The organism is Shewanella sp. 0m-8 (assembly GCF_052977265.1).
Map to the genome: position 1 here is coordinate 1 of NZ_JBRIMB010000076.1, position 12361 is coordinate 12361.

Here is a 12361-nt window from a genome sequence, read left to right on the forward strand (position 1 = left end):
GCTGACGCAGATCAAACCATCAATGCCAGCGTCACCAGCACTGACTTAGCAGGCAACAGCGCCACCGCGACCGATACTGAAGATTATGACGTTGATAACACTACACCAAACACCCCGACTGTAATTATTCTGGATGACAGTAACCCAATTATTGGTAATGCAAACCCTGGCGATGGCTGGTTAAACCCTGATGAAATAGTCAGTGGTGGCGCGAACATCCAGTTAAAGGTAGAAGTTAACCATACTGACTTATTAGCAGGTGGTTCAGTTTCTCTCAGCATCACTAATGGCACCTCAATTTCGACCGTGGTTCTTAGCTTAAGTGCTACTGGAGAGTTGATTGTTACAGGTGCGTCTTCAACCGCTACCAGCCAATTTAGTTACGATAATGGAGTGATTACGTGGTCTGAAGAGACACCAAATGAAACATCAAGCATTACTGTTGAAGCGACTCAAGCTGATCTTGCTGGTAACGAGTCCGGCCCTGGAAGTGATACGGCAGCGATCAACACTGTCGACGCCAATGATGATGCTCAAGGTAGCTCATTTAGTGCAAGTGCAAGTGCAAGCTCTAGCGATAACTGGGGAACCGAAAACGGTACTAAAGTTAATCCACTATTCACTATCAGCGCAATAAACGCTGATGGCTCTGAAGGAACTGTTAATTACGCAACTGGTGATAACAACAAACTTGGTGTTTCTGGCACTCCCAGAACCGAAGGCGCGACAGTAGGTCAAATAGAGTTCAACGCTGAAACGGGTCAATCTGAAGGATTAGTCTTTAGCTTTAATGGCCTCGTCAATAAGGCAACCTTCAATGTTAGCAACATGTTCGACACCGAAGAGGGCGGCGAACAAGGCGTTTGGAAGGCTTATTATCAAGGCCAACTCGTTGCTATGGAAACCTTTAAAACCGAAGGTAGCAAGAGCGGTGAGTTCAACATAGATACTGGCAACTTGGTATTTGATACTTTAGTGTTTGAAGCCACCTATACGCTAGGTGAAGAGTCACAGGCTAACCCAGGTGATGACTCATCCGATTACTACCTGACTTCAATTGTCGTTTCGGGTCCAGAACTAGGCGGCGATGCACTAGTTGTAAATGAAGGCGAAGTACTAACAGCATCAACTATCGAAGATGGATTATTGTGGAATGATAGCGATTTAGATCATGATACTAATGGTCATAACCATCAACATACTGACTCTTTCTCTATCACTGCGGTTAATGGTCAAGGGATCCAGGCTAGTAGCACTATTATCTTAGATAGTGGCGCAAAGCTCACAATCAATACTAATGGAACTTACAGCTACGATACCAATGGCGCCTTTGCATCTCTCGCCGCAGGAGAGGTTACTAAAGAAACCTTTACCTACACCATTACCGATGAGCACGGCGCGACTGATACCGCCACTGTCACCATTAATATTATTGGTACCAATGACGCTCCAGAAGCGTTTGCTAATCGCTACCAAGTTAATGAGAGCGAAACCATTACTGGTAACATCATCACTGACGATAATGATAATGACAGTACAAATGGCAGTGGTGTTGACTCCGATATCGATGGCAATCCTCTAAGCATTACCCATATCGATGGCGTAGAGCTGACATTTGTTAATGGCGCAGCAACTGTGTCTGTTAAAGATGGCAGCCTAACCATCAACCAAGATGGTAGCTTTAGCTATACCCATGATGGCTCGCAGACTGTACCGACTAGCTTTACCTATACCATCAGTGACGGCCAGGGTGGCAGCGATACGGCGAGTGTAAACTTCGATGTAGTGCAGACTCGAGATTACGGTTTTGTGGGCGGTACCGACGGCAACAACACTTTACAAGGTAGTGATAACCACGACATTATCGTTAGTGACACTAGCGGCTTACAGATTGTTGCTGGTGAAGATTATAATCTGGCCTTTATTCTCGATTCTTCTGGCAGTATGTCTGATGAAATCACTCAAGCAAAAATGCAATTAACGACTGTTTTCAACACGCTATTCAATAGTGCTAATGGCGAGCATGCTGGCACAGTCAATGTGCTGTTTGTTGATTTCGCAGCAAATACTAAGACAAATATTTCAGTCGATTTATCTAACGGTGATTCTCAAGCGGCACTTACGCAGTTACTCGCAGCGGTTAATGCAGTTAGTGCAGGCGGAAGCACAAATTATGAAGCATCATTTGAGAGCGTCATAGAATGGTTTGATAGCGCTGACATTGCTGGTAATGGTGCCAACAACCAAACATTCTTCATTACAGACGGGCAACCAACAGCAGATACCCACAGTGAGATAGACTCCCTATACGTTGGTGTCGATCCTCAAACTGGCAACTTCCTAACCTTAAGTGAAGTTCTCATCGCGAATTCTTATAGTTTTGGGGAAACAATCACATTAAATGGCAAGGTGTTAGTTGATTCAAGTGGCGATGTATATTCAGTCTATACCGATGTTCATGAAAAAATAGGCAGCATCGAACAAGATGGTAATACATTGAAATATGACGACGACCACAGTAATTCAGGCCTACATCAATTCAGTCTATTAAATGCCGTATCGATTGTTAATGCCATTGGTATTGGGAGTGGTGTTACAACTGATGTACTTAAGCTTTATGACACAGACGGAAACGTTCAGGCCGCTGTTGATGTCAGTAATCTTGCAAGTGTTATTTTGGGGAATACAGTCGAACTAACTCAAGGGCGAGACGACGCACTAGGTGGAGAAGGCAATGATATTATCTTTGGCGACCTTGTCCAATTAGATAATATTACTGGCCAAGGATTTACAGCCTTACAGAACTATGTAGCAATAAAAACCGGAACAGATACTGGCAGTATTGACTTGCAAGATATCCATAGTTACATCAGTACTCATATTGATGAATTTGATATATCAGATGCCAATGATGGCAACGATATCTTAAACGGTGGTGAAGGTAACGATACCTTATTCGGTCAAGGTGGTAATGATACCTTAATCGGTGGTCTGGGTGCAGATACGATGATTGGCGGTCTAGGGGACGATGAAATGACAGGTAATGAAGGAGCGGATACGTTCGTTTGGACCAGTGGTTCAGTAGATGGCTCTGATACCACCGACCATATTACCGACTTTGACTTAGCTGAAGATAAGCTTGATTTAAGCGATATCCTGCAAGGTGATACTGTCAGTGAACTTGCTCAACACCTGAGCTTTACAGATGAGAATGGCTCTACCAGTATCAATATTGATACTGATGGGGATGGCAGTTTTGATCAACACATTGTGCTCGATGGTGTCGACCTAATTGGTCAGTTCGGTAGTAATGAGGCCGACATTATATCTGGTCTATTAGGTAGTAACGGAGAGGGACCACTCATCGTCAGCACATCAACAGGAGATCCTGTGACTCAGGCGGTTAATCCCGATCCTTTAGATGATCCATTCAATCCAAATGGCTTTGCTATGCTGCCATAAAAAAAGAAGCAAGATAGTGGCCTGTGGAAAAACAGGCCACTATGACCGATACTTTTAATAATAAATATAAATAATAAAATCTTAAGGATAAGTCCCCAAGGTGTCAGTTTCAGATTCTAAGAACACTGAGCAATGGACGATTTCAGCCTCTCAACGAGTGATGGTCGACCCACTGCTAGACAGTTTAGTGTTACTCACCGAGCATTTCGGTAGCCCGTGCTCCAGCGACTCGCTGGCAGCAGGCTTGCCTATGCAAGGACACGTATTAACACCAGAATTATTGCCTCAAGCTGCCAGTCGCGCCGGACTAGCGGCTAAGTTGTCGCGCAAGGGCTTAAACGAAATATCCCCTATCCTGCTGCCCTGCATCTTATTGCTAAAAGACAAGAAAGCCTGCTTACTGCGTGAATTTGATATCGAACAAGATAAAGCGGTTATCCAGCTACCTGAAACCGGCGGCAAAGAAACGCTTTCGATTGAAGAGCTCGAAGCACTCTATGTGGGCTATCTGTTTTTAGTGAAGCAAGAATATCGTGGTGATATGGGCTTAGATGTTCATCTACACGAGAACAAATCCCACTGGTTACTACAAACAATTAAAGACTCAGCCCCCATTTACCGAGATGCCCTTATCGCATCGGTATTGGTTAACTTATTTGCCCTAGTGTCACCGTTATTTATTATGAATGTGTACGATAAAGTCGTACCGAATTTGGCATTCGACTCTTTATGGGTACTGGCTATCGGTGCCGGTATTGCTTATATCTTTGACTTAATCATGCGCCAACTTAGAAGCTACCTTATTGACGTTGCAGGTAAGAAAGTCGACATCATCGTATCTTCTCGACTATTTGCTAAAGCTATCGGTATCCCGCTTGAAAAGCGCTCTCCTAGCGTCGGCGGCATGGCTAAGCAACTTGGTGAATTTGATAGCATCCGCGATATTCTCACCTCGGCCACTATCACCACATTGGTTGATCTGCCTTTCGCGCTGTTTTTCTTAACCATTATCTATCTTGTTGCCGGCGATCTCGCCGTTATCCCATTGATTGGTAGCTTTATTATTATCGGCTACACCTTGATTATGCAGCCAAAGCTTAAGGCGGCAATTGATGAGAGTAATAAGTTTTCTGGCCTAAAACACGGCCACTTAATCGAGTCATTAGCCTCAATTGAATCAATCAAATCCAGCGGCGCCGAAGGTCTAGTGCAGAAAAGCTGGCAACAGATGATTGGCCATACGGCGAACTGGCAACTGAAATGCAAAAAAATAACTACCTCTGTGACCAATGTGGCGACATTTGTAGTGCAAACCTCCGTTATTTTTGTGGTGATTTTAGGGGTATACCGAGTCTCTGAAAATGAAATATCCATGGGTGGCATCATTGCTGCGGTGATTTTATCTAGCCGCGCAATTTCTCCCATGGCGCAACTTGCAGGCCTAATGACCCGTGGTAATCAAACCGCTAGTGCCCTGCGTCAACTTGATGAACTGATGACGCAAGAAGATGAATTTGAAAACAAAGGCCACCTGGTTAGCCGCCAACGTTTATTAGGCCAAATAACCGCGCACCATATCGGTTTTAGCTATCCAGGTTCAGAGCGCCCCATACTGCACCCATTATCGATAAATATCGCTCCCGGTGAGCGTGTAGCGATCATTGGTCGCAACGGTTCCGGTAAAAGTACCTTAGCCAAACTATTAGTCGGCCTATATCAGCCAACTAAAGGCAGCTTAACCTATGACGGTATCGATTCTGCGCAGATCCATCCTAGCGACTTAAGACGAAACTTCGGCTACTTGCCGCAAGATATCACTTTGTTTCATGGCACGATTCGCGACAATATTTTATTTGGTACCCGCCAAGTATCTGAGCACCAATTGATCCGAGCAGTGCAGCTTTCTGGGGTTAATTTATTTACTAACCTAGAAGCCGAAGGCCTAGATCAGCAAGTGGGTGAAGGTGGACGCGAGCTCTCACGCGGACAGAGACAAACTATCGCCCTCGCCCGTGCAACATTGAATGACCCGCCAGTATTGTTAATGGATGAGCCGACTGCCAGTCTCGATGCCCGTGCAGAAAAGCAGTTTATTCATGCCATGCACAATGTCAGTAAAGATAGAACCTTACTGCTCATTACTCATAAGATGCACCTACTCAACCTCGTCGATCGCATCATCGTTCTCGATCGCGGCCATATCGTTGCCGATGGCCCTAAGGCCGAAGTACTAAAGAAGCTAAATGATGGCTTATTAGCGGGAGCGGCGAAAAAATGAGTAAGCACTTAACTACACATGATTTAGAGATGGTCGATGACGTTTATGGTGCAATGATGACCGATGCACCTGCCAGCCATCGATTAACTATTTGGGCATTATCGGCACTGATTATAACCTTCCTGCTATGGGCCTACTTTGCAGAGTTAGATCAAGTCACTACTGGTTTGGGTAAAGTTATCCCTTCTTCTCAAGTGCAGGTTATCCAAAGTTTAGACGGCGGGATCTTACAAGAGATGTATGTCCAGGAGGGATTAATTGTCACCAAGGGGCAGCCTCTTGTTCGCATCGATGCCACCCGTTTTCAGTCTGACTTCGCTCAACAAGAGCAAGAAGTGAATAGTCTAGTCGCCAATGTGATCCGCTTAAATTCAGAGCTTAACAGTATCACCATTTCGTCAATAACCAATGATTGGCGCGAGCAGGTAAAAATCTCTCCTCTGGCATTAATATTCCCATCTGCTTTAGAAGAAAACGAGCCAGAGCTTACCAGCCGTCAGCGTGAAGAATATATTGGTCGTCTTGATAACCTAAGTAATCAACTCGAAATTCAAGCCAGACAGATCCAACAACGTAACCAAGAGATCCAAGAACTCGCTTCAAAAATCAGAACACTCACAACCAGCTTCCAGTTGGTCTCACGAGAGCTTGAACTGACTCGGCCATTGGCAGATAAAGGGATTGTTCCTGAAGTCGAGTTATTAAAACTACAGCGAGTCGTCAACGATATTCAAGGCGAGCTCTCTTCATTGCGCTTATTGCGCCCTAAAGTTAAGTCCACCATGGATGAAGCCATTCTTAAAAGGCGGGAGTCAGTACTTATTTATGCGGCTGATACCCGTGCCCAACTCAACGAGATGCAAACTAAACTCTCACGCATGAACGAGGCGCAAGTCGGTGCACAAGATAAAGTCAGCAAGGCCGAGATAGTATCTCCAGTCAATGGCACAGTCAAAACAGTGCATATCAATACCCTAGGCGGCGTTGTCCAGCCCGGTGTCGATATCATTGAAATTGTCCCGTCTGAAGACAAGCTATTGATTGAGACCAAAATTGTCCCTAAGGATATCGCATTCCTGCACCCTGGTTTACCCGCTGTCGTTAAAGTCACCGCGTATGACTTTACCCGCTATGGTGGTTTGAACGGTGTGGTCGAGCATATCAGTGCCGATACGACCCAAGATGAAGAGGGAAATAGCTTTTATATTGTCAAAGTTAGAACAGAGTTTTCTAGCTTAACGAAGGACGACGGCACCCAAATGCCTATCATACCAGGGATGTTAACCTCGGTTGATGTAATTACAGGGCAAAGATCCGTTTTAGAGTACATACTTAATCCAATATTACGGGCTAAAGATACGGCGCTCAGGGAGCGTTAAGCCCGATAAAAAACGACCAGGAGGGGTTAACATGGATAGCAGCACAATACGGCAGTTAAAGCGCAGTGCACTTGCACTTGCTGTCAGCGCGCTGATAATACCGGCATCGGCTTCTAGCCAAACACTAGAGCAAGCGGTAGCACACACACTGGATACCAATCCAGAGATAAAGATAGCATTTAACCGCTTTAAAGCGCGAGAGGAACAAGTCAATCAAGCAGTGGCAGGCTACATGCCAACGGTTGACATTAGCGCTGGCTATGGTTGGGAGCAAACCGATAGCCCATCGACGCGTCGACGCGCAGGTCAAGGTGATGTTAACGATGACGGTGTGATTGAACTCAAACGCGGTGAAGCGGGCTTTAGCATCAAGCAGATGCTATTTGATGGTTTCTATACTAGTAGTGAAGTTGATAGATACAGTTTCGAAGCTAGTGCTGAGCAGTGGGCACTATTTGCTGCAGCTGAAGATATGGCGCTAGATGTTGCTAAGGTCTATATCAACTATATTCGCAGCGAACAGGTACTGACTTTGGCAGAGAAAAACCTTCAAAGCCATAAAGAGATCTATGACCAAATTAAGCAACGTACCGATTCAGGCCTAGGGTCTACGGCAGATTTATCACAAATCACTGGCCGTTTGGCACGTGCTAACGCTAATGTTATCTCAGCCCGTAACAACTTCTATGATGCTAAATCTCAGTTTGTTCGTATCGTTGAGCAGCAACCTGAAGATATGATAGTACCAGTGCCTGATGCTGATATGCTACCAGCAGATCTCAGTACCAGCATTATGATGGCTCAAGATAATCACCCTATTCTCAAGTCTGCAGCAAGCGATATCAATGCTGCAGAAAATGAGAAAGACTCTGCACAGTCAAACTATTACCCGAAGCTCTCACTAGAGCTTGATGGTAACTGGAACAACAATGTCGATGGTGAAGATGGCTACTCACCTATTGTGACTAATAGTGTTGGTGGATATAACAATGACCTTGTTGCCATGGTGCGCCTCAAGTACAACCTATTTTCAGGTGGTAGTGATCTCGCACGCGAGAAAGAAGCCGCATATAAAGTAGGCGAGGCTAAAGAGATCCGTCAACGTGCCCACAGACAAGTCGTTGAAGGCGTCAATTTAGCGTGGAATGCTTACGAACTGCTTACCCCACAAAAAATGTATATCCGAGAACATGTTGTTGCGGCTAAAGACACCCAAGTTGCTTACAGCCAGCAATTTAACTTAGGTCAGCGAACTTTATTGGATCTACTCGATACAGAAAACGAGCTTTTTGAAGCTAGAAAAGACTATTTAGAATCTGAGTATGATGAAATCATTGCCCAGTATCGCGTGTTAAATGCGACAGGCCAATTGCTCAACTCATTGCGCGTAACCAGACCAGATGTCTGGCAAGGTGAGAGAGACTACGAAGGAGGAGTCCCACAATGAAGACCATGATATTTATATTAAGTCTCGCTATGCTTGGCGGCTGCTCAATGCGTGACATAGCCACTATGGATCAACCGACAACGCAAGTTTACGATCTCAATGATATCGACCATGATGGGGTTATTGTTGCCAGAGAACGCTGCACAGAAACGACACTTGGTGCAACCATCGACAACTACGGCTGCGGTAAAATCAAGCCAATTAATGAGCGCCAGGAACTCAAAGTGCTATTTGCCAACGACTCTTACTATATCGATCCTCAGTATTATCCGCAGGTAGAAGTTATCGCAACCTTTATGCGCGATTATCCAAATACCCAAGCTGTCATTGAGGGACACTGCAGTAAGACAGGAAGCCATGAGCATAACCAAACACTATCTCAAAACCGTGCCAATGCAGTAAGTTCTTTGCTTGCTGAGCGTTTTGGTATTGAATCAGATAGACTCAGTGCGATAGGTTATAGCTTCGACCGCCCAATTGACCCGACTCATACCAAAGCGGCTCATAAGGTAAATCGTCGAGTTATCGCCGAACTAACAGGCGATGACACCACTGCAGACATGAAGTGGCACATCTATACGGTAGACGAAGAAGTTAATTAGCTGTAATAACGGAGCACCATGGTTGGCAGGCTTTATCAATTAAAAAAAATACGAAAAGTCTGCCAATTAAAGTTGACGGTGCTGGCCCTGTCCGTCTCCTGCCTTTATGCTGCCCCAGTTCAAAAGTTAGATTCAGTCCATATAACCCAAACCATTGAGTCGCAATATGGCGAACGTGCGGGTAAACGGATTAGGGCCTGGTTTAAGCTTTTAGATGAAGCAAAAGACTTACAAGATAGCGATAAAATACTAATGGTTAATAATTTTTTTAACCTATTTCATTTTATCGATGATATAAAACTTTGGGGAAATAAGAACTACTGGGCAACGCCCATGGAGTTTATTGGAGTCAGTGGTGGCGACTGTGAGGACTTCTCAATCGCTAAATACTTTACTCTACTTCAACTCGGTATTTCTGAGGATAAATTACGCATTACTATGGTTAAAGCGACCAGCGTAAATCAGTATCATATGGTACTAGCCTATTATGAAACGCCCTCTTCAATCCCCCTCGTTTTAGACAATCTTGATAAACAGATTAAACCGGCAACCCAACGAAAAGATCTGTTGCCAGTCTATAGTTTTAACGGTCGACAGCTGTGGTTAAACAAAGAAAAAGGACGAGGTGTTCTAGCAGGTTCCTCATCTAAACTTGCGAAATGGAATGACCTAAAACATCGCTTGGGTGTAGAGCGACTTAATCAACCCAAGATAAAACTGGAGTAGTTAACAAGATGACACTGTTTCGACAGATATACACACTACTGTTTGTGCTGTTTTTATTGGTTGTTGCGAGCTTAGGTTATGTACAGTTTACCGAAACTCAAAGCTTCCTTACGAAACAAATGGAATCAGATCTCAATAATACCAGTCATTCGCTCGGTATTATGCTGGTACCCGATCTCGAAGCGGGTGACATAGTCGGTGCAGAAACACTGATCAATGTGATTTTCGAGGGCGGTTACTATCAACAAGTCAAACTTACTTGGCTCGTCGATGGTAAACAGCAGGTATGGGAAAACCCGATGATAATCGAGGGGGTTCCACAGTGGTTTATCGACCTAGAGCTGTTCAATACGATCAAACGAGAAAGCATAATCACCTCAGGTTGGATCCAGTTAGCTCGCTTAGAGATTACTGCCCATCCGGGATTCGGATACCATGAGCTCTGGCGCACCATGACCAACGCCATCATCGTCTTTTCTATCCTATTTCTTATTGCGATTATTTTGGCCCGTGTCGGTCTCACTTGGATCTTAAAACCACTGCATGATATTGCCGAACACGCCAAAGAGGTAGCCAACCGTAAATTTGGTCCAGACATGAAAGTACCTAAAACTGTAGAACTTAAATCAGTGGTGCAAGCGTTTAATAGCATGTCTGAACAGCTAAAGCAGATCTTTAACTCTCTCGATGAAGAAGTGGGTGAATTGAGAAAGAAGAATCTTGTCGACCAAGTATCAGGTTTGCCTAATCGCCAATATATGATGGGGCGCTTAAACAGCTGGCTAAGCGAGCCTAAAAGTGGCGCACTGATGATGGCTAAGTTTGACTGGTTAGAAGAGGTCCATAGCAAATACGGTTATCAAGTCCGTGACGAAACCATTAAGTTGCTAGCAGATAAAATGAAGCAACATTTAGATGGCGTAACACCGTCAGTGATTGCGCGCATTGCAGCTTATGAGTTTGCTTTTCTCATCACCAGTTCAGAGCATGAGCAAACCAGTAAATATCTACAAACCCTGATCCGCACCATCAACCAGGAGATCTCAAAAGCTGGTTGCAAACCAAATGAAAGCTTTGCTATTGGTATTGCCGAGCGTATTGGGCAGATGTCTGTCACCGATATTCTCGCCCAAGCTGATAATGCACTGCAGAAGTCACTACAGGAAAATAAGGTATTCCATTGGTTTGAGACTAATGAAAAACAGTTATTTACCCGAGAACAGTGGCGCGAGCATTTAAGTAGCGCGATCACCGAAGGGAAATTCAAGTTTAAGTGGCAACCTATTTTATTAAATGATTCAGGCTCAATTTTACAAAGAGAGCTCTACTGCCAACTTGAGATCCACGACAAGATGGTACCCGCTGGACAGTTCATGCCCTATGTCGAACTGCTCTCATTGGGTAGCCTGTTAGATAAGTGCTTGATTGAAACAATCCATAGTAAGAAGCTACTTGAAAGAAACTTCGAACCGATTGCGATTAACTTAACCTTCCAGAGTATGGGGGATCCTGAATTCCATAAGTGGCTCAATAAATTCCTGCGCTTATCGCCACTACGTGAACGGATCTGTTTCGATATACCTGAAGCGGCTGTTTATAGCGATGCAGAAGCCTGTCAGGCACTTTGTGCTGTGATTCGGGATAATGGGGCGCATTTTGGTATTGACCACTTTGGGCGCCAGTTTGGCTCAATGTCATACCTACAAAACTTACGCCCAAGTTACGTCAAACTCGATCAGTCTTTCGCTTATTACGATGACAGCGAGCACAGCAGTGAGCTATGTCGTGCGCTCATTAACGTCGCAAAGGGATTAGATATCGAAGTGATAGCGACAGGAATAGAAGAAGAAGCCCAGCTTAAACGTTTCATACCGTTAAAGACTAACGCTTACATGGGCTTTATCTCACCGCCTATCGCAGTAGAATGATATAAGCAGTTAAAGGTGAAATAGCTAAAGGTCTCTCAGGAGGCCTTTTTTGATTCTAGGTTCTAGGTCCTAAAGAGTCTACCTAACCTTCCATTTTCTAATTCGTTAACCTGAGATATCGTTCTCAGTTTCATTTATAGATCTTAGGTTCTAGAGCCTGCTTTGCTTTCTTTGCCTCAGTGAGCTTGCGAACATTCCGCTATCCATCAGCGAAGCGTTCGTCTTAGCTTTAGGCTCTCTAAAACCTGATATCAAAACCTCATTGACGGGCTAAAGCCCGACCTACAATAACCAAATCTTGTCCGGCCTTTCCTTCAGTGAGCTTGCAAACATTCCGTTATCCGCCAGCGAAGCTTTAGATTCTCTAAACCTGATATCAAAACCTCATTGACGGGTTAAAGCCCGACCTACAATAACCTAATCTTGTCCGGACTTTCCGTCAGTGAGCTTGCAAACGTTCCGTTATACCAAACTGGAAAATTAACTGGTCACACTTGCCCAATCCCTAGAACACAATTTTGTCACTCGCTCTGAACTCT

7 protein-coding genes are annotated in these 12361 nt (G+C 44.5%); all 7 read left to right on the top strand.

Annotation, left to right across the window (positions count from 1 at the left end; all coding sequences use genetic code 11):
- The coding region (locus tag ACVBIO_RS20905; protein WP_447173357.1) for a type I secretion C-terminal target domain-containing protein at window positions 1-3462 on the top strand (3462 nt) is incomplete at its 5' end.
- 160 nt (window positions 3463-3622) lie between these two features.
- Window positions 3623-5740, top strand: coding sequence for a type I secretion system permease/ATPase (locus ACVBIO_RS20910; RefSeq protein WP_447162152.1), 2118 nt, complete (start codon window positions 3623-3625; stop codon window positions 5738-5740).
- On the top strand, window positions 5737-7119 hold the full coding sequence (locus tag ACVBIO_RS20915) for an HlyD family type I secretion periplasmic adaptor subunit (RefSeq protein ID WP_447162121.1): 1383 nt from the start codon (window positions 5737-5739) through the stop codon (window positions 7117-7119). The genes ACVBIO_RS20910 and ACVBIO_RS20915 overlap by 4 nt, the downstream gene beginning before the upstream one ends.
- Window positions 7120-7150: 31 nt before the next feature.
- Window positions 7151-8566: a TolC family outer membrane protein gene (locus ACVBIO_RS20920; RefSeq protein WP_447162122.1), complete on the top strand. Its 1416-nt coding sequence runs from the start codon at window positions 7151-7153 to the stop codon at window positions 8564-8566.
- Entirely contained in the window at window positions 8563-9168 is a 606-nt protein-coding gene (locus tag ACVBIO_RS20925) for an OmpA family protein (RefSeq protein WP_447162123.1), read from the top strand. The genes ACVBIO_RS20920 and ACVBIO_RS20925 overlap by 4 nt, the downstream gene beginning before the upstream one ends.
- Before the next feature lie 18 nt (window positions 9169-9186).
- A complete protein-coding gene (locus tag ACVBIO_RS20930; protein ID WP_447162124.1) occupies window positions 9187-9894 on the top strand; it encodes a transglutaminase-like cysteine peptidase in 708 nt (235 codons plus the stop codon).
- 8 nt (window positions 9895-9902) lie between these two features.
- On the top strand, window positions 9903-11822 hold the full coding sequence (locus ACVBIO_RS20935) for an EAL domain-containing protein (protein ID WP_447162125.1): 1920 nt from the start codon (window positions 9903-9905) through the stop codon (window positions 11820-11822).
- Window positions 11823-12361: the final 539 nt, after the last annotated feature.

Bases quoted from the DNA above. Each gene is read 5' to 3' on its own strand.
- ACVBIO_RS20910 (WP_447162152.1), top strand. From the start codon at position 3,623: ATGGTCGACCCACTGCTAGACAGTTTAGTGTTACTCACCGAGCATTTC.
- ACVBIO_RS20920 (WP_447162122.1), top strand. From the start codon at position 7,151: ATGGATAGCAGCACAATACGGCAGTTAAAGCGCAGTGCACTTGCACTT.
- ACVBIO_RS20925 (WP_447162123.1), top strand. From the start codon at position 8,563: ATGAAGACCATGATATTTATATTAAGTCTCGCTATGCTTGGCGGCTGC.
- ACVBIO_RS20915 (WP_447162121.1), top strand. From the start codon at position 5,737: ATGAGTAAGCACTTAACTACACATGATTTAGAGATGGTCGATGACGTT.
- ACVBIO_RS20935 (WP_447162125.1), top strand. From the start codon at position 9,903: ATGACACTGTTTCGACAGATATACACACTACTGTTTGTGCTGTTTTTA.
- ACVBIO_RS20930 (WP_447162124.1), top strand. From the start codon at position 9,187: ATGGTTGGCAGGCTTTATCAATTAAAAAAAATACGAAAAGTCTGCCAA.